Annotated in this window: 21 protein-coding genes; 9 read left to right on the forward strand and 12 right to left on the reverse strand. The window is 71.8% G+C overall.

Going from position 1 to position 21,886, the window contains the following annotated elements:
* The first annotated feature begins 48 nt into the window (after nt 1-48).
* Entirely contained in the window at nt 49-414 is a 366-nt protein-coding gene (locus ACQEVM_RS31915; protein ID WP_433084759.1) for a PLDc N-terminal domain-containing protein, read from the forward strand.
* Nucleotides 415-468: 54 nt separating this feature from the next.
* Here the strand turns inward: ACQEVM_RS31915 and ACQEVM_RS31920 are convergent, their stop codons facing one another.
* Nucleotides 469-1,395 (reverse strand): LysR family transcriptional regulator, encoded by a 927-nt coding sequence (locus ACQEVM_RS31920; protein WP_433084761.1) that lies wholly within the window; start codon nt 1,393-1,395, stop codon nt 469-471.
* 110 nt (nt 1,396-1,505) lie between these two features.
* On the opposite strand from ACQEVM_RS31920, the gene ACQEVM_RS31925 reads away from it, so the two are divergent.
* Entirely contained in the window at nt 1,506-2,987 is a 1,482-nt protein-coding gene (locus ACQEVM_RS31925) for an MFS transporter (protein ID WP_433084763.1), read from the forward strand.
* A 32-nt stretch (nt 2,988-3,019) separates the two neighbouring features.
* Here ACQEVM_RS31925 and ACQEVM_RS31930 read toward each other — a convergent pair whose 3' ends face one another.
* The gene (locus ACQEVM_RS31930) at nt 3,020-3,391 is read right to left on the reverse strand and encodes a cupin domain-containing protein (RefSeq protein ID WP_433084765.1); all 372 of its coding nucleotides are present in this window, start codon (nt 3,389-3,391) and stop codon (nt 3,020-3,022) included.
* A 177-nt stretch (nt 3,392-3,568) separates the two neighbouring features.
* Between ACQEVM_RS31930 and ACQEVM_RS31935 the strand changes: the two genes are divergently transcribed.
* A complete protein-coding gene (locus ACQEVM_RS31935; RefSeq protein ID WP_433085510.1) occupies nt 3,569-3,985 on the forward strand; it encodes a MarR family winged helix-turn-helix transcriptional regulator in 417 nt (138 codons plus the stop codon).
* A 152-nt stretch (nt 3,986-4,137) separates the two neighbouring features.
* Here ACQEVM_RS31935 and ccsB read toward each other — a convergent pair whose 3' ends face one another.
* The 7 genes from ccsB to hemL all read right to left on the reverse strand — a co-directional run bounded on the left by ccsB (nt 4,138) and on the right by hemL (nt 11,976).
* Entirely contained in the window at nt 4,138-5,217 is a 1,080-nt protein-coding gene (ccsB, locus tag ACQEVM_RS31940) for a c-type cytochrome biogenesis protein CcsB (RefSeq protein WP_433085512.1), read from the reverse strand.
* Nucleotides 5,217-6,929, reverse strand: a complete 1,713-nt coding sequence (gene resB, locus ACQEVM_RS31945) for a cytochrome c biogenesis protein ResB (protein ID WP_433084767.1) — start codon at nt 6,927-6,929, stop codon at nt 5,217-5,219. The genes ccsB and resB overlap by 1 nt, the downstream gene beginning before the upstream one ends.
* 13 nt (nt 6,930-6,942) lie before the next feature.
* On the reverse strand, nt 6,943-7,728 hold the full coding sequence (locus ACQEVM_RS31950) for a cytochrome c biogenesis CcdA family protein (RefSeq protein ID WP_433084769.1): 786 nt from the start codon (nt 7,726-7,728) through the stop codon (nt 6,943-6,945).
* 4 nt (nt 7,729-7,732) lie between these two features.
* Nucleotides 7,733-8,368 carry a TlpA family protein disulfide reductase gene (locus tag ACQEVM_RS31955; protein WP_433084771.1) on the reverse strand — a complete coding sequence of 212 codons (636 nt, stop codon included), beginning with the start codon at nt 8,366-8,368 and terminating at the stop codon, nt 7,733-7,735.
* 66 nt (nt 8,369-8,434) lie between these two features.
* Complete coding sequence (locus tag ACQEVM_RS31960; RefSeq protein WP_433084773.1) at nt 8,435-9,679, reverse strand: hypothetical protein; 1,245 nt, start codon at nt 9,677-9,679, stop codon at nt 8,435-8,437.
* Nucleotides 9,680-9,922: 243 nt separating this feature from the next.
* Nucleotides 9,923-10,570 (reverse strand): histidine phosphatase family protein, encoded by a 648-nt coding sequence (locus tag ACQEVM_RS31965; RefSeq protein ID WP_433085514.1) that lies wholly within the window; start codon nt 10,568-10,570, stop codon nt 9,923-9,925.
* Between the two features lie 83 nt (nt 10,571-10,653).
* The gene (gene hemL / locus ACQEVM_RS31970; RefSeq protein ID WP_433084775.1) at nt 10,654-11,976 is read right to left on the reverse strand and encodes a glutamate-1-semialdehyde 2,1-aminomutase; all 1,323 of its coding nucleotides are present in this window, start codon (nt 11,974-11,976) and stop codon (nt 10,654-10,656) included.
* A 295-nt stretch (nt 11,977-12,271) separates the two neighbouring features.
* Between hemL and ACQEVM_RS31975 the strand changes: the two genes are divergently transcribed.
* The 3 genes from ACQEVM_RS31975 (at nt 12,272) to ACQEVM_RS31985 (ending at nt 16,030) form a co-directional block, all read left to right on the forward strand.
* Nucleotides 12,272-12,709 carry a hypothetical protein gene (locus ACQEVM_RS31975; RefSeq protein ID WP_053675327.1) on the forward strand — a complete coding sequence of 146 codons (438 nt, stop codon included), beginning with the start codon at nt 12,272-12,274 and terminating at the stop codon, nt 12,707-12,709.
* Nucleotides 12,710-13,640: 931 nt separating this feature from the next.
* On the forward strand, nt 13,641-14,390 hold the full coding sequence (locus tag ACQEVM_RS31980) for a Mut7-C RNAse domain-containing protein (RefSeq protein WP_433084778.1): 750 nt from the start codon (nt 13,641-13,643) through the stop codon (nt 14,388-14,390).
* Nucleotides 14,391-14,431: 41 nt separating this feature from the next.
* On the forward strand, nt 14,432-16,030 hold the full coding sequence (locus ACQEVM_RS31985; protein ID WP_433084780.1) for an FAD-dependent oxidoreductase: 1,599 nt from the start codon (nt 14,432-14,434) through the stop codon (nt 16,028-16,030).
* Nucleotides 16,031-16,271: 241 nt separating this feature from the next.
* Here ACQEVM_RS31985 and ACQEVM_RS31990 read toward each other — a convergent pair whose 3' ends face one another.
* A complete protein-coding gene (locus ACQEVM_RS31990; protein ID WP_433084782.1) occupies nt 16,272-16,718 on the reverse strand; it encodes a hypothetical protein in 447 nt (148 codons plus the stop codon).
* A 271-nt stretch (nt 16,719-16,989) separates the two neighbouring features.
* Here ACQEVM_RS31990 and ACQEVM_RS31995 point away from each other — a divergent pair, with 271 nt between their 5' ends.
* On the forward strand, nt 16,990-17,751 hold the full coding sequence (locus tag ACQEVM_RS31995; protein ID WP_053675321.1) for an SDR family NAD(P)-dependent oxidoreductase: 762 nt from the start codon (nt 16,990-16,992) through the stop codon (nt 17,749-17,751).
* Nucleotides 17,752-17,772: 21 nt separating this feature from the next.
* Here the strand turns inward: ACQEVM_RS31995 and ACQEVM_RS32000 are convergent, their stop codons facing one another.
* Nucleotides 17,773-18,468 carry an N-acetyltransferase family protein gene (locus tag ACQEVM_RS32000; protein ID WP_433084784.1) on the reverse strand — a complete coding sequence of 232 codons (696 nt, stop codon included), beginning with the start codon at nt 18,466-18,468 and terminating at the stop codon, nt 17,773-17,775.
* Between the two features lie 5 nt (nt 18,469-18,473).
* The gene (locus ACQEVM_RS32005) at nt 18,474-19,667 is read right to left on the reverse strand and encodes an RtcB family protein (protein WP_433084786.1); all 1,194 of its coding nucleotides are present in this window, start codon (nt 19,665-19,667) and stop codon (nt 18,474-18,476) included.
* Nucleotides 19,668-19,860: 193 nt separating this feature from the next.
* Between ACQEVM_RS32005 and ACQEVM_RS32010 the strand changes: the two genes are divergently transcribed.
* Nucleotides 19,861-20,790 carry a DUF3558 domain-containing protein gene (locus tag ACQEVM_RS32010; RefSeq protein WP_433084788.1) on the forward strand — a complete coding sequence of 310 codons (930 nt, stop codon included), beginning with the start codon at nt 19,861-19,863 and terminating at the stop codon, nt 20,788-20,790.
* A gap of 135 nt (nt 20,791-20,925) precedes the next feature.
* Nucleotides 20,926-21,771 carry a DUF3558 family protein gene (locus ACQEVM_RS32015; RefSeq protein ID WP_433084790.1) on the forward strand — a complete coding sequence of 282 codons (846 nt, stop codon included), beginning with the start codon at nt 20,926-20,928 and terminating at the stop codon, nt 21,769-21,771.
* Nucleotides 21,772-21,886: the final 115 nt, after the last annotated feature.

A 21,886-nucleotide genomic window follows, 5' to 3' on the forward strand; every position in this document is an offset into this window, starting at 1 on the left:
GGGCCCGACGCGGCCCCGCCGCCACTGCCTGGGAGTCGGTCCCGCACCGTGTTGCGCTATCTGCCCTTCCTGCTCCTTCTCGCGCTGACCGTCTATGCCTTCATCGACTGTCTGAACACGCCGGAGGAGGAGGTCAAGCACCTGCAGAAGGTGATCTGGGTCCTCATCGTCCTGGTCTTCCCGATCGTCGGGGCGATCGTCTGGCTGTACTCGGGCAAGAAGCGGCAGTCGTCCGCCGGCCGGGCCCGCAGCACGCGCTGGGTCGCGCCGGACGACAACCCCGAGTTCCTGAACTCGCTGCGCGAGGAGCAGGACCGCACCAGGGAGCGGGGCGAGGAGAAGAACGCGGAGAAGGACACGGAGAAGGACGCGGAGCGCGAGAAGGACGAGAACCGCGACCGCGACAAGGACTAGGGCCCCGGACCGGCCGGACCGCCCGTCGGGCTCCACCGATCGGGTGCGTCCGGATCACGAGCGCGACGCGGCCCCTCGGCCCGCCGCGCCCCGTCCCACGGAGTCGAGCGCCGCGCTCGCGAAGGCCCGTACCGCGCCCGAGTTGTCGGCTGCGCGCCAGACCAGGCCGTAACCGGCGGGCTCGGCGTCCGAGAAGGGGACGTACACGACTCCCGGGCGGGCGAAGTACGTCGCCGCGTGAGCGGCGACGAGCAGCGCGCCCCGGTCCGCCGCGACCAGCATCAGCGCCTCCTGCATGTTCGTCACCTCCGGGCCGCGCCCGATCGGCCGGCCGGCCGGGGTGCGCGCGGGCGTCAGGTACGCACGGCGGTGGGGCGGCAGGTCCCCGCCGATGCCCAGTAGAGCGACCCCCGCCAGATCCTCCATGGACACGGCCTCCCGCGCGGCCAGCGGGTGCCCGGCGGCCACGGCCAGCGCCCGCTCCTCGACGAACAGCACCGGCCCCTCCCCGAGGTCCGACTCGCGCACCGGGAACTCGGCGAAGGCGACGTCGAAGGCGCCGCTGCGCAACTGCCCGTACGGATCCGAGAGCGGCACCTCGCACACCTCGACGGCCAGGCCGGGGTGGGTGACGCGCAGTGCTTCGGCGGCCCGCAGGACGACCTCTCCGGCGGGCGGCGTGGTGAAGCCGACGTGCAGCACCCCGTCGGCGGCGCGGGCGGTTGCGGCGGCCCGGTCGAGGGCGGCGCCGATCCCCCGGTGGTGCGGTTCCAGGTCGGTGCGCAACTGCGCGCCGAGGGCGGTGAGGACGACGCTGCGGCTGGTCCGCAGGAACAGCGGCGCGCCGATGCGGCGCTCCAGGCGCTGGACGAGTTGGCTGACGCGTGCGCGGGACAGCAGCATCCGGTCGGCGGTCCGGCCGAAGTGCAGTTCCCCCGCGAGGATCAGGAAGCAGTCGAGCTCGTCGCGATCGGTAAGCATGGCTGAACGAACGTCGTTCTCTTCGGCGTTGTTCCCCCCTTGGTCGGCGGACGAAGGTGGTGGGGCCGGCAACTACCCCTCCCCTTCTTCCCGTTCTGTGAGGTTGTCCCGTGTCCGATCACATCAACGACGGCAGGATCGACAGGCGCCGCTGGGGCGTGCTCCTCGTCCTGTGCGGTGCGATCTTCCTCGAAGGCATCGACGTGGCGATGCTGAACGTGGCGCTGCCCTCGATCCGCGCCGACCTCGGGCTGGAGACCGGCGAACTCCAGTGGGTGATGAGCGCGTACGTGCTCGGCTACGGCGGATTCATGCTGTTGGGCGGCCGCGCGGCCGATCTGTTCGGGCGGCGGCGGATGTTCGTTGGCTGGCTGGCCGTCTTCCTGCTCTTCTCCGGTCTGGGCGGACTCGCCGACGAGGGGTGGCAGTTGATCGTCGCCCGGTTCGTCACCGGAGTGGCCGCGGCCTTCATGACCCCGGCCGGACTGTCGATCATCACCACCGGCTTCGAGGAGGGACCGCGGCGGGAGAAGGCACTGCTGGTGTACTCCGGGACCGCGGCCGGCGGTTTCTCCATCGGGCTCGTCGCGGGCGGGCTGTTGACCTCCGCCGGGTGGCGGTGGGTGTTCTTCGCGCCGGTGGCGCTGGCCGCGCTGATCCTCGTGGGCGCGCTGGCCCTCCTGCCGCGTGAGGCGCGCGGGGCGACCCGGGGCCGCCTCGACCTGCCGGGCGGGGTGTTGGTGACTGCGGCGGTGGTGCTGTTGGTGTGGGGCGTGGAGGAGACCGCGGCCTGGCCGGCGGCGGCGGGGATCGCCCTGCTGGGCGTGTTCGCCCTGGTGGAGCGGCGGACGGCGGAGCCGTTGATCCGGCTCGGAATCCTGCGCTCCGGGGCGCTGCTGCGGGCCAACGCGGCGGCGCTGCTGTTCTCGGGGGCGTTCTTCGGCTTCCAGTTCCTGGTGGTGCTCTACCTCCAGGAACTGCGCGGCTGGTCGACGCCGGAGACCAGCTTCGCGATGATCGTGATCGGGATCGACGCCGTGCTGTCGCCGACGTTGGTGCCGAGGCTGGTCGGGCGGTTCGGCAACGGCCGACTGATCTTCGGCGGGCTGCTGTCGGCGGCGCTCTCGTACGGGCTGTTCCTGCCGCTGGGCGCCGACTGGACGTACCTGATGATGCTGCCGAGCCTGATCCTGCTCGGGTTGGCGTTCGCGCTGGTCTACGGGCCACTGACGATCGTGGCGACCGAGGGCGTCGAGGAGTCCGAGCAGGGGCTGGCGGGCGGGCTGCTGTACACGTCCTTCCAGTTCGGCGCGGCCGTCGGGCTGGCCGCCGTGACCGGCGTGGCCTCGGCGTACGCCGACCCGCTGACGGGCTACCGGGCCGCGCTGCTGGTGCCGTTCGCGGCGGTCCTCGCGGCCGCGGCGGTCAGCGCTCCGGGCCTGCGCCGGCGACGCGCCGGCGGAGCCGGGACGGTGACGGCGGCCGGGCCCGGCGGCGAGCCCGCGTCCGGCTCCTCGGCCGGCTCCGGGGAGTTCGGGGCGGCGGCCGGGGCCTGCGAGCCGGGTCCGGAGCCGGAGCCGGTGGGGGCCTGACCACCCGGCGACGGCACCCGGCCCCTGCCCGGTCACACGGCCCAGGGCAGGGTCCGGGTGCCTTCCGCGCCGGTGACGGAGACGATGCCGTCGGCGCGCATGGCGACGTGGGCCTCGAACCGTTCGGGGGAGCTGATGCGGCGGGGCACGTCGGGCGGCAGGACCAGGGTCCGGCCCGCGGCGACCTGCTCGGTGCGGCCCCCGGAGGTGACCTCCAGGGTGCCCGAGGTGACCGTCCAGACCTGCTCGCGGGTGACGGAGTGCTCGGGGCCGGCGCTCCCGGCGGGCATGTCGACGTGCCAGGTGCTCAGCTCGGCGCTGCCCCGGCTCGGGGCGGCGTGGCCGGTCATCGTGGCGTTCGGGGTGACGGTGACGTGGTCGGGGGAAGGGTGGATCACGTGCATGACGAAGTCCTCTCGAATGCGAGTAAAGCTACTTTACTCACTGATCCGAGTAAAGCAGATTGACTCGCCCGTGTCACCATGAATCCCGTGACCAGAACCGAAGCCGGCAACGGCGACCCCGGACATCGCGGCCACGGGAGCGAAGATCCCGGCATCGAGCTGACCCTCCTCGTCGGGATGGGGTTCCAGCTCCTGCTGGCCGAGTTCACCCGCCGCCTCACCGCCGTCGGCGAAGGCGACCTGCGCCCCCTGCACGGCATGGCCTTCCAGGTCCTCAAGGGGCCCGGCGCCACCGCCACCGAACTCGCCGAGCGACTCGGGGTGACCAAGCAGGCCGCCGGGCAGATGGTCGACGACCTGGAGCGGCGCGGGTACGTACGGCGCGAGCCGCACCCCGGGGGTGGCCGCCGCAAGCTGGTGGTCCTGACCCGCGCGGCCTACGACCACCTGAACGTCGCCGGCGCGATCATGCACGAACTGGAGGCCGAACTGGCCGGCGCCGCCGACCTCCCGGCGCTGCGGCGCGAACTCACCCGGGTCGTCCGCACCCTGCACGGGGACGGCCCGCTCCCGGCCCTGCGCCCGGTGTGGTGAACCCCGCCGCTCCCTGAACGGCGCGGGGGCTCGGGTCGGCCCGGAGCGGGGCGGGGCGGCCCGGAGCGGGCAAGGCGAAAGGCCCGCCGAGGCCGCGGCTCGGATGAGCCGTGACGCCGACGGGCCTTGGCCCGTGCGGTCGAACGTCCGCGTCAGACGCCCGCGTACGAGTGCTTTCCGCTGAGCAGGATGTTCACGCCGTAGTAGTTCCAGATCCAGCAGGCGAAGGCGAAGAGCGCCAGGTACGCGGCCTTGCGGCCCTTCCAGCCGGCGGTGGCCCGGGCGTGCAGGTAGCAGGCGTACGCCACCCACGTCACGAAGGACCAGACCTCCTTGGGGTCCCAGCCCCAGTAGCGGCCCCAGGCGTCGCCGGCCCAGATCGCGCCCGCCACGATGGTGAAGGTCCACAGCGGGAAGACGGCCGCGTTGATCCGGTACGAGAACTTGTCGAGCGAGGCCGCCGAGGGCAGCCGCTCCATGACCGAGGAACGGAAGCGGCCCGGCGTGCGACCGGCTTCGAGGTGCGCCTCGTAGGAGTCGCGGAACAGGTACAGCACCGCGCCGGCCGCGCCGATGTAGAACACCGCGCCGCAGAAGATGGCGGTCGAGACGTGGATCCACAGCCAGTACGAGTGGAGGGCCGGCACCAGCTGATCACTGTCGGTGTACAGCCACGTGGTGGCGATGCCCAGGTCGAGCAGCACGGTCGTGATGAGGATCAGACCGAGCCAGCGCACGTTCTTCTTCAGCAGGAGCAGCACCAGGTACGCGCCGACGGCCACCGTGGAGAAGGTCACCGAGAACTCGTACATGTTGCCCCAGGGGGCCCGCTGCACCGACATGGCGCGGGTCACGACACCGGCCGCCGCGATGAGGAAGCCGAGCACCGTCAGCGAGACCGCGACCCGCCCGTACAGGTCTCCCTGCGCGGTGCCGCCGGCCGCGCCCGGACCGTCCGGCACGTCCCGCGAGCCGGAGGCGGACCGGGTGACGACCTTCGGCCGATCCAGCACGGCGGTGCCGCCCTGGGACCGCACCTGTACGGCGGGGGCCTGGGCGCCCTTGGCGGTGGTCAGCGCGGCGGACGTGCGGGCGACCTTGCTGCGGCTGCCGAACGTCCACTCGGTGATGTGCGCGAGGAAGGCGAGCGTATAGACCGCCATCGACGAATAGACCAGGTAGTTGCTGAGCTGAGCCAGACTCTCGTTGGCTGCGGCTGCGAGCGGCGTCATCATCCGCGCTCCCCTTCGACAGGTTCCGTGACAGGTTGGTCGGGCGCGGTGGGCGCCTGCTGGTGGAGCGCGGCGGAGAGCACCGCGAGTTCCTCCGGGAGCTTGGCGGACTCGCTGCGGCCGAGGCCCGCCATCTCGACGACGGTGACGCCGTCCTTGCCGGTGACCGCCCGGACCCAGATCCGGCGGCGCTGGATGAACAGCGAGGCGGCCAGGCCGCCGATCGCGACGACGGCGCCCGCGAGGGCCAGGCCGTTGGCCGGCTGCTGGGTGACCGAGAAGGTGGCCCAGCGCTCCACGCCCTCGAACTTCACGGTGCCCGCGCCGTTCGGCAGGGTCATCGTCTCGCCGGGCAGCAGCTTCTGCTTGAACAGCTCGCCCTTGTCGTCCTCGAACTGCTTCATCTTCGAGGTGTTCAGCTGGTACACGTTCTGCGGCAGACCCGAGTCCACGCCGAGGCTGCCGTGGTAGGCGCTGAGCGCGAGGACGGGGAAGTCCAGGGCCGGGAACTGCGAGAGCATCGTGCCCTTGCCCTCACCCGCGAAGGTGGGCACGAACATGGCGTTGAAGCCGAGCTGCTCCGCCTTGCCGTCCTTGTTCTTGTAGCCGTCGGTGACCTTGACGGCGCCCGACGAGCTGAGGTTCGCGTCGAAGGGCAGCATCGGCACGGCGTCCTTGTAGATCACCTTGCCGTTGGGGTCGGTCACCGAGATGAGCGGCGCGTAGCCGTGACCGAGGAGGAAGATCTTGGAGCCGTCGACCTCCAGCGGCTTGTTGACCTCGATCTCGGTCTTGACCGGCTTGCCGTCCGCGCCCTCGTTGAAGGTCACGTACGCCTTGAAGTCGCGCGGAGTGCCCTTCTGCGGCCCGGTCTTCTCGTACGTCGCGTCGAACTTGTCCAGGGTGAACGAGAACGGCGGCAGGTTGTCCGAGGAGAACAGGCTGCCGGACTTGAAGTCGTCGTACTGGGTGAGCGTGTTCGAGAAGCCCTTGCCGCGCAGGACGAGCTTGCCGCCCTCGGACTTGTAGAGCTGCCCGACCGCGAAGGCCACCAGCATGAAGATCAGGGCGATGTGGAAGGCCAGGTTGCCGGCCTCGCGCAGGTAGCCCTTCTCGCCGGCCACGGAGTCCCGGCCCGGCTCGGTGCGGAAGCGGCGCCGGCCGAGCACGTCCTTCGCGTACGAGAGCACCTCGTCCGGGGCCTTCTCCGTGCGCCACGTCGCGTACGCGGGCAGCCGGTCGAGGCGCCGGGGGGCGGCCGGCGGGCGGCCGGTGAGCTGGCCGACGAACTGCCAGGTACGCGGGATGATGCAGCCGATCAGCGACACGAACAGCAGGATGTAGATCGCGGAGAACCACACCGAGCTGTAGACGTCGAAGAGCTGGAGCTTCTCGGCGACGGGCACCCAGAAGTCGTGGGTCCGCTTCCACTCCGCGACCTTCATCGCGTCGACCTGGGTCTGCGGGATCAGGGAGCCCGGGATGGAACCCAGGGACAGCAGGAAGAGCAGGATCAGCGCCACCCGCATGGAGGTGAGCTGCCGCCAGAACCAGCGGGCCCACCCGATCACGCCGATGCCGACGGGGGCGGTGGGACCGTCCTCCAGGGGGGCGGTGGACAGTTGGGCGCCCGCGGCGGCGTCGGCGTTGGCCTCGGCCTGCTCGGTGGACTCGTGCGGCGTCTCGGTGGACGCCTTGTCGGTCGTACTCATGTCCGTGTAGTCCTCAGATCCCCACCGTGAAGCCGTCGGTCCAGGCCTGCATGTCACTGATGAGCGTGCCCCACCATCCTGTGACGAGCAGCAGGCCGGTGAGGATCAGCATGCCGCCGCCGATCCGCATCACCCATGCATAGTGCTTCTTCACCCAGCCGAACGCACCGAGCGCCTTGCGGAAGGCAATCGCGGTGACGATGAAGGGCAGCCCCAGCCCCAGACAGAACACGACGGTCAGCAGCGCGCCGCGGCCCGCCGTCGCCTGGTCGATGGAGAGCGTGTTGACCGCCGCGAGCGTCGGCCCCATGCAGGGCGTCCAGCCGACCCCGAAGAGCACGCCCAGCAGGGGCGCGCCGACCAGCCCGGCCGCCGGCTTCTTGTGGAAGCGGAACTCGCGCATCGTCAGCCCGGGGATCCAGCCCATGAAGAAGAAGCCGAGGAGTATCACCAGGGCGCCGAGGGCTCTGGAGATGGGTTCCTTGTTGTCCGCGAGGGTCGCCCCGAAGTAGCCGAAGAGCGCGCCCGTGGAGACGAACACGGCCGTGAAGCCGAGGACGAACAGACCCGCGCCGGCCAGCATCCGCCCGCGGCGGGCCTCGGCGAGGTCGGCTCCGCCGACCCCGGTCACGTAGGACAGGTAGCCGGGGACCAGCGGCAGCACGCAGGGCGAGAAGAAGGACACCAGTCCCGCGAACAGCGAGAGCGGCAGGGCCAGCAGCAGTGCGCCGTTGAGGACGGTGGTGTTCACGCCGGTCGCCTCGGCGGCGAGGAAGAGGTGGGGGAGCTGGGAGACCACGAGGTCACTTCTCCGCGAGGAGCGGGTCGATCATCGAGCGCAGTTGCTCCTCGTTGACCGCGACCAGGGTGCGGGCGGCGATCCTGCCCTCCTTGTCGAGGACGATCGTGGAGGGGATCGACTGCGGGTTGAGCGTGCCCTTGGGGAAGCGGAGCATCAGCTTGCCGTCCGGATCGTAGAGGCTCGGGTAGGTGATCCCGTAGGTCTCCTCGAAGGAGGCGGCGTTCTGCTTGCTGTTGTCCCGGGTGTTCAGCCCGACGAAGGCGACGTCCTTGCCGGCGTCGGCCATGGCCTTGGACACCTTCGCGAAGTACGGGGCCTCGGCCCGGCAGGGCGGACACCACGAGCCCCACACGTTGAGGACGACGACCTTGCCCTTGAGGGAGGTGACGTCGAGGGTCTTGCCGTCCACGGTCCCGCCGTCCAGCCTGGGGGCCTCGGCGCGGTCCCCCTTGGCGACGGTGGAGATGCCGCCGGGGCCCGTCACGTAGTTGCCGCCGGCGGAACCGGAGGGTTTGCTGCCGCTGCCCGAGTCGCCGCACGCCGAAAGGGTGAGGGCGCTCGCGAGGGTCACCGCGGTCAGCAGGATGGCGCGGCCGCTGGTCGAGCGGCGGCGACGGGGGGCGCGGCTAAGGCTCATGTGAAAAGTTTCGCATGGGCGATTTGCGGATCTTCCACGCCCCCCGACGGGGAACCGGGACGCTGGTCAGGCACCGGTGAGATACGTGCGCCAGCCCCCGGCCGGTGACCGGCCGGGGGCGAGGCCCCGCAGCCGGTCCAGCACCTTGGGGTCCTGGACGTCCAGCCAGTCGACGAACTGCCGGAAGGACACGAGCCTTACTTCCTTTTTGTCCGCCATGCCCTTCAAGGCCTCCTCGACGGCGTCCATGTAGATGCCGCCGTTCCACTCCTCGAAGTGGTTGCCGATGAAGAGGGGCGCGCGGTTGGTCTCGTAGGCCCGCCGGAAACCGCCGAGGTAGGCGCTGGTCGCCTGGGTGCGCCAGCCCGGGTAGTTGGCGGCGACGCCCTTGGTGGTGTTCTTCGACTGGTTCGCCAGGATGTTGTAGTCCATCGAGAGCACCTCGAAGGAGTGCCCGGGGAAGGGCAGGGACTGCAGCGGCAGGTCCCACAGGCCCGACTTCTTCGCCGGCCACTGCTGGAGGCCGCCGGGCGAGGACGCGTCGTAGCGCCAGCCGCGCTCGCGCGCGGTGGGCAACAGGCCGTCCTGGCCGAGCAGACAGGGGGTGCGACCGCCGACGAGTTCCTTGCGGTAGTCGAAGGGCAGCGGTTCGAGGTCCGTGAACCCGGTGTTGGTGCGCCAGTTCGTGACGAAGGACACGGCCTGGTCGATCTCGTCGTGCCAGTCCTGCGGCGACCACTTGGCGACGGAACCGGAACCGCCGCAGAAGTGCCCGTTGAAGTGCGTCCCGATCTCATGGCCGTCGAGCCAGGCCTGGCGCACGTGACCGAGGGTGTTGCGGACGTTCTCGTCCTTGAGGTAGCCGATGTCCGAGGCCCCGACGGGGTTGTTCGGCGGCCGGTACAGGTGCTTCTTGGACTCCGGCAGGAGGTAGAGGCCGGAGAGGAAGAAGGTCATGGCCGCGCCGTGGTCCTTGGCGACCTTGAGGAAGCGCGGGAAGAGACCGTTGCCGACCTCGCCCGCGCCGTCCCAGCTGAAGACCACGAACTGGGGCGGCGTCTCGCCCGGCTGGAGCGGGACGGGGGCGGGAGGCTGGTGGGGTTGGGGGCCGGTGTTCGCCGTGGAGCCGTCCCCGATGCGCTTCACGGCGGGCGGTCCGGGTTTCGCGGAGCCGGTCGCATCCGGGTGTGCGCCGGAGTCTCTCGAACCGGAGCCGCCACCGCAGCCGGCGGCGCCCAGCGCGACGGCGCCGAGCCCGAGGCCGAGCGCGCCGCGTCGGGTGAAGTCCCGTGTCCTGCCCACATCGCTCATGAAATGTCATACAAACTGACAATCAGAGGCGAATGAAGTCCGCGCGCGGCGCGCCGTGGTCGACTTGTATGAAAATAGAGAAACCCATGGGGAGGCCATGGGCCGCCCACGCCGCTCCCTCACACAGCACACGGCTGCCGGGTGGCCTCCGGGCCGACACGACCGAGCCCGGACCCACGAAGGAAGCCCGGACCCCGAAGGAAGCCCGGGCCCGGCCCGACGAAGGCGTCGACCCCGTACGCCTCAGGCCCCGAAGGCCTTCGACTTCCCCTTCACCGGCTTCGCACCAGCCAGCAGATGCGCCGGCACCAGGTCCCGGGCCGGCTCGCTGTAGCCCACCGACACCAGCTTGTCGCCCTGGAACGTGAACGAGGTCAACGAGGCCAGCGTGCACTGACGGCGCCTCGGGTCGTGCCACAGCCGGCGCTTCTCCGCGAAGCTGCGCACGATCCAGATCGGCAGCTGGTGACTGACCGCCACCGCCTCGTGGCCGCGGGCCGCATCGCGCGCGGCCTCGATGGCGCTCATCATCCGCACCACCTGCTCCACGTACGGCTCGCCCCAGGACGGCTTGAACGGGTTCGTCAGGTGCTTCCAGTTCTCCGGCTTGCGCAGCGCACCGTCGCCCACGCCGAAGGTCTTGCCCTCGAAGACGTTGCCCGCCTCGATCAGCCGACCATCGGTCGACAGGTCCAGACCGTGCACCTTCGCGACGGGCGCGGCCGTCTCCTGCGCCCGCTCCAACGGGGACGCCACGACGTGCGTGATGTCCCGACCCTGGAGGTGCTCCGCGACCCGGTCGGCCATCTCCCGGCCCAGCTCGGAGAGGTGGTAACCGGCACGGCGGCCGTAGAGCACGCCGTCCGGGTTGTGCACCTCGCCGTGGCGCATCAGGTGCACCACGGTGATGTCGGGGGGGTTGGCGGGGCCGGCGGTCTCGGCGCCCGCGCCCGTGTCGGTGGTTCCCTCGGTGCTCATACGGTGGCCTCCGCTGCGGCGCGGGCCGCGGCGGGCAGGGCCGCGGCGATCCGCTCGATGGCCCGCTCGTCGTGGGCGCTGGACACGAACCAGGACTCGAACGCCGACGGCGGCAGGTAGACGCCCTGTGCCAGCATCGAGTGGAAGAAGCCGTTGAAGCGGAAGGACTCCTGCTTCTTGGCGTCGTCGTAGTTCTTCACCTCGTTCTCCGTGAAGAACACCGAGAACATGTTGGAGGCGGTCTGCAACCGGTGCGCCACGCCCTCCTTGCTCAAGGCCTCGGTGACCAGCGCCTGAACCTGGGCGGAGACCGAGTCGACCTTCTCGTACGCCGCGTCGTCCAGCAGCCGCAGCTGCGCCAGACCGGCGGCGGTCGCGATCGGGTTCCCGGAAAGGGTGCCCGCCTGGTAGACCGGGCCCACCGGGGCCAGGTGGCCCATGATGTCGGCGCGGCCACCGAACGCCGCGGCCGGGAAGCCGCCGCCCATGACCTTGCCGAAGGTCATCAGGTCGGGCTTGACCCCGTCCACGCCGTACCAACCGGCACGCGAGGTGCGGAAACCGGTCATCACCTCGTCCGAGATGTACAGGGCGCCGTTCTCCCGGCACACGTCCGCGAGCCCCTGGTTGAAGCCCTCGGCCGGCGTCACCACGCCCATGTTGCCGGGCGCCGCCTCGGTGATCACGCAGGCGATCTCGCCGGGGTGCGCGGCGAACGCCGCCCGTACCGCGTCGAGGTCGTTGTACGGGAGCACGATCGTGTCCCCGGCCTGCGCACCCGTGACACCCGGGGTGTCGGGAAGGGCGAAGGTCGCCAGACCGGAGCCGGCGGCGGCCAGCAGCGCGTCGACGTGACCGTGGTAGCAACCGGCGAACTTCACGATCTTGGCGCGGCCGGTGAACCCGCGGGCCAGCCGGATCGCCGACATGGTCGCCTCGGTGCCCGAGGACACCAGGCGGACCTGCTCGACGGGTTCGACGCGCGCGACGATCTCCTCCGCCAGCGCCACCTCGCCCTCACCGGGCGTACCGAAGGACGTGCCGCGGGCGACCGCGGCCTGTACGGCCTCGATCACGGCCGGGTGGGAATGGCCGAGGATCATCGGTCCCCACGAGCAGACCAGGTCGACATACTCGCGGCCGTCGGCATCGGTCAGATACGGACCGGTACCAGACACCATGAACCTGGGCGTACCCCCCACCGCGCGGAAGGCGCGCACGGGAGAGTTCACGCCGCCGGGCGTCACAACGGACGCGCGCGTAAACAGGTTCTGCGAGACTGGGGCTTCATACGGATACGGGTAGCTCACACCAGCCATGGTCTCAGAGGCCGCGACAGACTTGCGGACGGGCGTTTCACCGCGCCGCCCCGGGGGAGGTCACTGCCATGATGATCAGGCTGCGTGGCGGGGGCCGCGGGGCCGGGGCAGGCAATACCAGTCGGGTGGAGATATGCAACGCGGTGGTGGACCGGGCGAGGGCACGGACGGCCTGGACCCGCAGCGCGCCCGTGATGCCCGCCGCCGAGGGAAGCACCGGCGCCGGGCCGCGGACGCGGCAGATCCCGTTCCCGGCCCCATCCGGTCACCCGACGGCCTCCCCAGGGGACGCGGCATGGGCGTGACGTACAAGTACTTCGGCGCCCCCGACGGCGCGACCGCGGCCAGGGTCCCGGTGACCATGCGTCCCGAGGAACTGGGCGGCGACGAACTCGGCATGGGCGGCCTGTTCACCAAGATCAAGCCGGAGACGGTCGCGGCGATGGTCCTCACCGGCATCGAGGGCATACCCCTGCACAAGGTGCCGCCGCTCGAACTGGTCGTCCTCCACCCCGACTACGCCGTGGTCAAGCTGCCGATGACGGTGGTCGACCCGCTGCGCGGCGTCGGCGAGGAGTCCGTCGGCGCGGCCGCCTTCATCTGGTCCACCGTCCCGGACCGCGGCGGCCCCCGTGACGCGTTCAACGTCTACCAGCTCCTCCACGAGTGGCAGGACTTCTCCCACCGCCTCCACGAAGCGGGCCACCAGCCGTACTGCCTCGTCTGGCCCTGACCGACGCCGGGCGGGCCGACTGTGACCGAGATCACGAACGGAGCGCCGACCGACGATCGGGGCGGGGCGGGGTGGAGCCGGGCGCGGGGCGGGACGGGACGGCGGAGCCGGGCGCGGCGCGGCGCGGGACGGGACGGCGGAGCCAAGGCCGGGGTGGTGTGGCCCGGCGCGGCGCGGCACAGTGCGGCGCGGCGCGGCAGAGCCGGGCGCGGCGCGGCACGGGCAGTGCCGCCTTCCCCCGCGCGGTGTGGTGCGGGACGGGACGGCGGAGCCAAGGCCGGGGTGGTGTGGCGCGGCACAACGGAGCCCGACGCGGCACAGTGCGGCGCGGCGCGGCAGAGCCGGGCGCGGCGCGGCGCGGCAGAGCCGGGCGCGGCGCGGCACGGGCAGTGCCGCCTTCCCCCGCGCGGCGTGGTGCGGGACGGGACGGGACGGCGGAGCCAAGGCCGGGGTGGCGTGGCCCGACCCGGCGCGGCACAACGGAGCCCGACGCGGCACAGTGCGGCGCGGCGCGGCAGATCCGGGCACGGCGCGGCGGAGCCCGGTGCGGCGAGCGGGAGCGCGTCCGCGTCAGAAGGTGAGCGGACCCCGCGTCGTCCGTCGGGACGAACCGCGCCAGGTGCGCCCCGGCGGCGGTGACCTCTCGTTCCGTGCCCCCGCCCCCCTGCTTCCCCGCCCCCGCCCTCCCGGCCCCTGCCCGTCCCCGCGACCGGCCCCCACCCCGCAGCCGCAGCCGCAGCCGCAGCAACGGACGGCCGCAGCGCTTGACGTCCGCAGCGACCGCAGCGCTTGACGGCCGGGACACCGTGACGGCCGCAGCGCCGAACCGGCGCGGCACCGTGACGGGGGCCGCCACCACGACATCCGCACCACGTCATCCGCACCACGTAATTCGGCCGCACCCCCATCCGGCCGATGGCATGCTGACCCTGTGAACGGACCCGGGATTCAGCTCACCCTCGCCCCTGAACTGCACGTGTTCGCCCCGCCGAGCCGGCGCGCCGCGCGCGTGCCGACGACCACCGACGGCGCTTCCAGCCTCGGCCACGTCGTCGAATCGGCCGGCGTCCCGCTGACCGAGGTCGGCCGGATCCTCGTCGACGGGCGGGAAGTTCCCGTCTCCCACGTGCCCCGGGAGGGCGAGTCCGTCGAGGTCTTCGCCGTCGACCGCCCCCAACAGGTCGCGCAGGACCACCCCGACACCCCCCTCCGTTTCCTCCTCGACGTGCACCTCGGCACCCTCGCCCGCCGAATGCGCCTCCTCGGAGTCGACACCGCCTACGAGAACGAGGACATCGGCGACCCGGCCCTCGCCACCCGCTCGGCCGCCGAGCGGCGTGTACTGCTCTCCCGTGACCGCGGCCTGCTCCGCCGTCGCGAGATCTTCGCCGGGGCGTACGTGTACAGCGACAACCCCGACGAGCAACTGCGCGACATCCTCAGCCGGTTCGCGCCGAAGCTCATGCCTTGGACTCGCTGCACCGCCTGCAACGGCCCTCTGCGGGCGGCCGACAAGGACAGCGTGGGCGACCGTCTCGAACACGGCACGCAGCGCTCCTACGACGTGTTCGCCCAGTGCGCCGACTGTGAGCGCGTCTACTGGCGGGGCGCCCATCACGCGCGCCTGGAACGGATCGTCGACGAAGCGGTCGCGGAATTCGGCGACGACGCCAACGCCTAGACCGACTCCACGGAGGCCCCCGGCCGGCAGACTGCCGGGGCATGACTGACGCTGCCGCCAAGGACATCGTCGACGTGGTCGTCGTCGGCGCCGGACCCACCGGACTCCTGCTCGCCGGTGACCTCGCCGCCGCCGGACTATCCGTCACCCTCGTCGAGCAACGCCCCCGCACCGCCGCCAACCTCACCCGCGCCTTCGCCGTCCACGCGCGCACCCTCGAACTCCTCGACGCGCGCGGCCTCGCCGACGAACTCGTCTCCACCGGCCGACGGATCGACCGCGTACGCCCCTTCGGTGGCATGACTCTCTCCCTCCAACGCCTGCGTTCCCGCTACCCCTTCGTACTGATCACTCCTCAATATGAGACAGAGAAACTCCTGGAGCGTCGCGCTCTGTCCACAGGCGTGCACATCCGGTACGACTGTCGGATCACCGGACTTCAGCAGGACCGCGACACCGTCACCGTCACCCTCACTCCCACCGGCCACCCGACGGACACGGCCGGCCCGACGGACAGACCGACGACCGGACCGATCCAGCCCACCCAGGTGATTCACGCCCGCCACGCGGTAGGCGCCGACGGGGTCCGGTCCACCCTCCGTGAAGCCCTCGGCCTCCCCTTCCCCGGCAAGGCCGCCGTCGTCCGCTCGATGGTCCTGGCCGACGTCCGCCTCACCGATCCGCCGCAGGACGTCCTCACCGCCAACGGCACCGCCGACGCCTTCGCCTTCCTCGTCCCCTTCGGCGACGGCTGGTACCGCGCCGTCGCCTGGCGCCACGACACCCCCACCGCTTCCCACACCCCCGCCGGACCGGATGTCCCCGGCGACCCGCTCGTCCCCGACAACCCCGTCGACCTCGACGAGGTGCGCGACATCACCCGCCAGGCCCTCGGCACCGATCACGGCATGCACGACCCGCGCTGGATGTCCCGCTTCCAGAGCGACGAACGGCAGGTCCCCCGGTACCGCGTCGGCCGCGTCTTCCTCGCCGGCGACGCCGCCCACGTCCACTCCCCCGCCGGCGGCCTCGGCATGAACACCGGCCTCCAGGACGCCGCCAATCTCTCCTGGAAGCTCGCCGCCGTCCTCCACGGGCAGGCCCCCGACCCCGAGGCCCTCCTCGACAGCTACCACCGCGAGCGCCACCCGGTCGGACGCCGCGTCCTGCGCGTCAGCGGGGCCCTCGTCCGCACCGTCATGGTCGGCGGGCCCGTCCTGCGCACCGCCCGCAGGCTCGCCACGGGCGTCCTCGCCCGGGTCGGCCCCGCCCAGGACCGCGCCCTCGCCACGATCTCCGGCCTCGGCATCGCCTATCCGCCGCCGGCCGGCGCCCGCCGCCCCACGCTCGCGGGCCGGCGCGCCCCCGACCTGCCGCTCGCCGGGGGCCTGCGGCTGTACGAGGCCCTGCGCGCCGGCGGCTTCGTCCTCGTCACCCCGCCCGGCCGGGCCACCCCGCCGGGAGCGCCCCTGGCCCATCACCACTGGCGGGCGGACGACCGTACGGCCTGCGTTCTCGTGCGCCCCGACGGATACCTGGCCTGGAGCGCCGAGCACGCCTCGGACTCCGAGATCGCGGCAGCCACCGCACACTGGCTGCTCCCCGGAACCGGAACCGGAACCACGCAGCGCAAGCCGTGACCCACGGTCCGCAGCGGAAGCGGAAACCCGAAGCCGAAACCGCAGCCGCAGCGGGAAGCCGGAAGCCGTGTCCCCGGGGCCGAAGACCCCGGGGACACGGCTTCCGCGCACACCGCGCGCGCCCGAGCCCGAGCGCCCCCGAGGCGGCCCGAAGCGCGAAGCCCGCGACCCGTGCGTCCGAAGCCGCGATCACCCCTGCATCCGAGGCCCGAGGCCCGAAGCCGCGACCCGTGGACCCCGCTCAGAAGGCGTACGAATCGCCCGTGTCCAGCGCCAGCACCACGTGCTCGTTGTTCATGTGGTTCCGGTCGGTCGCGCCGCCGTTCCAATACGTGTCGACCCGCAGCACCACCTCCTGCACCGGCTCGCGCAGCGCCAGCAGCAGCCCGATGTGTCGTCCCTGGCCGTGCTGCGGCAGCTCGCCCGTCTCGCAGACCACCTCGCGCAGACCCGCGCGGACGCAGCCCTCGGCCAGCTCCTGCCGGTCCGCGAGGTCGGTCGAGAGCCGCATCCGCACCGTGGCGTTGGGCAGCGCCGCCGGACCCTCGTTCTCCGGGACCAACCAGACCCGCAACTGCGCATGGCCCAGGGAGACCCTCCCGTGGTACGCGACATCCGCCTCGGGCCCCGCCGACGCCACGGCACTTCCGACGCCTCCGACGCCCGCGAGCACCAGCGAGCCCGCCATCACCACACTTCGTACGGCACCACGGCGCACCGACACCACCTCCTCGCGCGGACGCTAACGGGCCCCCGGCCCGACCGGTCGGACCATCACACGAAAGTGGGCGTGCCCACCCGCTACCGGGGCCGACCGGCGGCATCCACCCGTCCGCCTATGCTGGCGGGGAATCGTCCGTACGCACGACGAACGCACGAGTCCGTACGCACGACCCGAGAAACAGAACGCACGACGCACGACCCACGACGCGCCCACGATCGAACGAGGAGCCCCGCCCATGAGCACGGCCACCCGAACCGCCGTAGTCACCGGCGCGAGCAGCGGAATCGGTGCGGCCACCGCCCGGCAGCTCGCCGCAGCCGGCTACCACGTCGTCCTCACGGCCCGCCGCAAGGACCGCATCGAGGCCCTCGCCGCCGAGCTGACCGAGGCCGGTCACCAGGCCACCGCGTACGCGCTCGACGTCACCGACCGCGCCGCCGTCGACGCCTTCGCCGCCTCGCTGGAGCGCTGCGACGTGATCGTCAACAACGCCGGCGGCGCCCTCGGGGCCGAGCCCGTCGCCACCGGCGACCCCGCCGACTGGCGCACGATGTACGAGGTCAACGTCATCGGGACGCTGCACGTCACCCAGGCGCTGCTGCCCGCCCTCGTCGCCTCCGGTGACGGCACGGTCGTCGTGCTCTCGTCCACCGCCGGCCACTCCACCTACGAGGGTGGCGCGGGGTACGTCGCCGCCAAGAACGGCGCCCGCGTCCTCGCCGAGACCCTCCGTCTGGAGATCGTCGGGCAGCCCGTGCGCGTCATCGAGATCGCTCCCGGCATGGTCAAGACCGAGGAGTTCGCCAAGACCCGTTTCCGGGGCGACGCGGACAAGGCGGAGAAGGTCTACGCCGGCGTCGCGGAGCCCCTCTCCGCCGATGACGTGGCGGACACCATCACGTGGGCGGTGACCCGCCCCAGCCACGTCAACATCGACCTGCTGGTGGTCCGCCCCCGCGCCCAGGCCTCGAACACGAAGGTCCACCGCGAGCTGTAGCCGCCGGCCCGCCGCCCGGGCTCAGCCCGCCGACCCCGCAGACCCTCCCGCTCCCTCCGCGCCCGACACCAACGGACGGGCGTACTCGACCTGTTCGAGGCGGTTGCCCTCCCCGAAGTCGAAGGCGCGCGCGGTACCGCACTGCGCGAAGCCGCACTTGGCGTAGAAGCGGCGGGACTGCGGGGTGTCGCGCAGGGTCCACAGGTGTACCCCGGCGTACCCCTTGGCGCGCAGGCCGCGCAGCGTCTCGTCCATCAGGGCGGCGGCCACGCCGGTGCCCCACCCGTCGGGGTGCGCGTAGAAACTGGCGATCTCCGCGTGGTCGGGCCGGGTCGCGGAGGGAAGCGTCACGGACAGGGCCAGGGGGCGGCCGTCGACCACGGCGAGCAGCGTGACCGCCGCCCCCGACCGGGCCCCGGCCTCAGACCCGGCCCCGGAACCAGCAGCCGCGCCGACACCGGCACCCGCGCCGACACCCGCACCCACCCCGGACGCGACACCCCCTGCCTCTCCCGCCTCCCCCACGACCCGCCGGTGCCACCGGGTGCGCCGGTCGGCCACGGCGCGTGCCGCGAACCCCGGCTCGAAGAAGGGGGCGTAGGCCGCCTGCCAGGCCGCGGCGTGGATCTCGCCGAGCGCGTCCCCGTCGCCGGGGCCCGCGCGCCGGATCTCCACCGCGGCGCTCGCACCGTGCCGCGGACCGCCGGCCTCGACCATCGCGTTCAGCCCTTCACGCAGATGACCTGCTTGAGCTTGGCCACCACCTTGACCAGGTCGGTCTGCTGGTCGATGACCTGCTCGATCGACTTGTAGGCCCCGGGGATCTCGTCCACGACCCCGGTGTCCTTGCGGCATTCCACGCCCCGGGTCTGCTCCTCCAGGTCCCGCGCCGAGAACCGCTTCTTCGCCGCGGTGCGGCTCATCTTGCGGCCCGCGCCGTGCGAGGCGGAGTTGAAGGACTTCTCGTTGCCGAGTCCCTTCACGATGTACGAGCCCGTTCCCATGGACCCGGGGATGATCCCGAAGTCTCCGCTGCCGGCGCGGATCGCGCCCTTCCGCGTGACCAGCAGGTCCATGCCGTCGTACCGTTCCTCGGCCACGTAGTTGTGGTGGCAGCTGATCTCCTGGTCGAAGGAGACCTTCGCCTTGCGGAACTCCTTGCGCACGACCTCCTTGAAGAGGCTCATCATCGCGGCGCGGTTGTACTTCGCGTACTCCTGCGCCCAGAAGAGGTCGTTGCGGTACGCGTCCATCTCCGGGGTGGCCGCGAGGAAGACCGCGAGGTCCCGGTCGACCAGGTTCTGGTTGTGCGCGAGGTCGCGGGCCACGCCCATGTGGTGGGCGGCGAGTTCGTTGCCGATGTTGCGGGAGCCGGAGTGCAGCATCAGCCAGACCGCGCCGGCCTCGTCGAGACAGAACTCGATGAAGTGGTTGCCCGCGCCCAGCGTGCCGATCTGCTTCGCGGCGCGTTCCCGGCGGAACTTGACGGCGTCGGCGAGGTGGTCGAATCGCTGCCAGAGGCTTTCGTAGCCCGGCACCGAGAATCCGTACAGCCGGTCCGGGTCCACGGGGTCCCGGTGCAGGCCCGTCCCCACCGGGATCGCCTGCTCGATCTTCGACCGCAGCCGCGACAGGTCGCCCGGCAGGTCGTTCGCCGTCAGGGAGGTCTTGACGGCGGACATGCCGCAGCCGATGTCGACGCCCACCGCCGCCGGACAGACCGCGTCCTTCATGGCGATGACCGAGCCGACCGTGGCGCCCTTGCCGTAGTGGACGTCGGGCATGACGGCCAGGCCCTTGATCCACGGAAGGGTGGCGACGTTGTGCAACTGACGCATCGCGCTGTCCTCGACGGACGCCGGATCCGTCCACATCCGGATCGGGACCTGCGCCCCGGGCACCTCTACATACGACATAACAGCCTCAAAACCCCGCTAACCACAGGAAAGTATCAATACGCAAAAAGCCTCGCTCTTCATCCCAAACCAGACTTGGGACCGGCGCCGGCACCAGCGTGTGCGATAGACATTGTTTCCATCCGCGCCCAAGTCGCGGCAACGCATTTTCCTGACCGTCGGGCGGCCGGCCGGTCGAAGGGAGCCATTGGACGTGCAGCGCAAGGCGGTACGACGCCCGGTCCTGTCGGGCATCGCGATGCTCACCGCACTCGCGGCCGGCGTCACCGGCCTCACCGGGTGCACCGACGGGAACGGCAACGGGAGCACCAGCGACGAGAAGGCCGGAGACAGCTCCACGGCACCCGCCCAACCGGGGAAGTACCGCAGCCTGCCCGCTCCCTGCAAGGCCATCGACGCGAAGCGGCTCAAGGCCATGCTGCCCGCCGCCGAGAGCCTCACCGACGAGCAGCGCGAGAAGCTGTACGCCGGGGTCGCGGACGCCTCGTACGACGGCGACCGGCGCGTCGGCTGCCGCTGGAACTCCCAGACGCCGCAGGAGACGCTGCTGCTGTCGGTCGGGTTCGAGCGCGTGGTCTCGTACGACCGCGCCACCACGAGCGACGACGACAAGGCGCGCCAGGTGTTCGTACGGCGCCTCACCGAAGCCCACCTGCCCTTCCCCGGGCCCACGGGCAGCCCCACTCCGGGTTCCTCGACGGCGCCCGCGCCCAATTCCCCCATCGCACCCCCGGCCACCGGGAACGCCGCCCCGAGCGCCCCGCCGAGCAGCACCCCGAGCGCCCCCGGTGCGAGCCCCTCCGGTACGCCCGGCGGCACGCCTGCCGGGAGCCCGTCCGGCAGCCCGTCCGGGAGTCCTTCGCCCACCGCGCCCCCCGAGCTGGGCTCCCGCGTGCTGGAGGGCCTCGGCAGCGAGGCGTACGTCGAGGACAAGCTCGGCACCCCCGATGCCACGGCCGCCCGGGCCCGCACCGTGCGCCTTGTGTTCCGTACCTCGAACGTCATCGTGACCATCGAGTACAGCGTGCAGCCCGCCGTCCCCGCCACCGTCCCCCCCAGCGTGGAATCCCAGGACGGCGTGCGCCAGTTGGCGCAGGCGCTGGTCGAGCGTTTCAACGACTGACCCGGCCCGCCGCGGGGGGCGTACGGGTCCCGCGTGACGGCGCGCACAGCAGGCGGACGCCGGGTCGAGCTACCGTTGCTCGGGTCCCGCTCCCGCAATGCGCCCCCAAGCAGAGCCTCAACGACTGAAGGAACCATGCACCGATCAGCCTCGCGCCTCACCCGAGTCCTCGCCTGCGCAGCAGTCCCGATGATCCTCACCGTCGCCGGCTGCTCCTCCGATTCGGGCAAGGACTCGGGCTCGGACAGCGCCAAGAAGAAGTCCGATTCCTCCTCGTCCTCGAAGCCGACCCCGAAGGCCTCGGCCACCCTGGAGAAGGTGGCGTACCTCTCGCTGCCCGACCCGTGCAAGGCGATACAGGCGAAGACCATCGAGACGCTCGTCCCGGAGGCGAAGGAGAAGAACGGCACGGCGACCAAGTCGAACGACCTGTCCACCCGTGCCAGCTGCTCCTGGAACGGCCTGGACGAGGACGGTCTGAAGGGCTCGCAGTACCGCTGGCTCTCGATCTCCTTGGTCCGCTACGACTCGCACGCCTCGCTCGGCAGCGGCAACAAGCGCGCCGAGGAGCAGTACAAGAAGCAGGTCGAGGGCGCGAAGGCCGTCGAGGGCGCGCAGGACGTCAAGGTGGAGCCGGCCGGCGGGATCGGCGACGAGGGCACTTCGGTCGCCTACAACCTGAAGAAGGACGTCGAGTTCCTCAACAACACCCTTCTGGTCCGTGCCCAGAACGTCGTGGTCACCCTCGACTACAACGGTGCCGCGTACGAGGGCGCCGCCGCCCCGGACCGCGCCAAGCTCCTCCAGGACGCGACCGTCGCGGCCCGCGAGATCGTGGCCTCGGTCGACGCCGCGGGCAAGAACGCCCCGGCCGCCAAGCCGTCCGCGGAGCCCTCGAAGTCCGGTGAGCCCTCGAAGTCCGCGGAGCCGTCCAAGGCTCCCGAGCAGTCCCCGTCCGCGCAGGCCACCCAGGAGAGCTGACCGCGGGGGTCGACCGTGGGAACGGGGTCGGGGACCGGGGCGGGAGCGGGAACGGACGCGGGGCTGACAACCGGCCATCCGCGCGCCACCCGTACTCTGTGCCTGCCATAGCTCG

Origin of the sequence: Streptomyces sp. CA-243310 (assembly GCF_050936775.1) — a bacterium.
GTDB lineage: Bacteria > Actinomycetota > Actinomycetes > Streptomycetales > Streptomycetaceae > Streptomyces.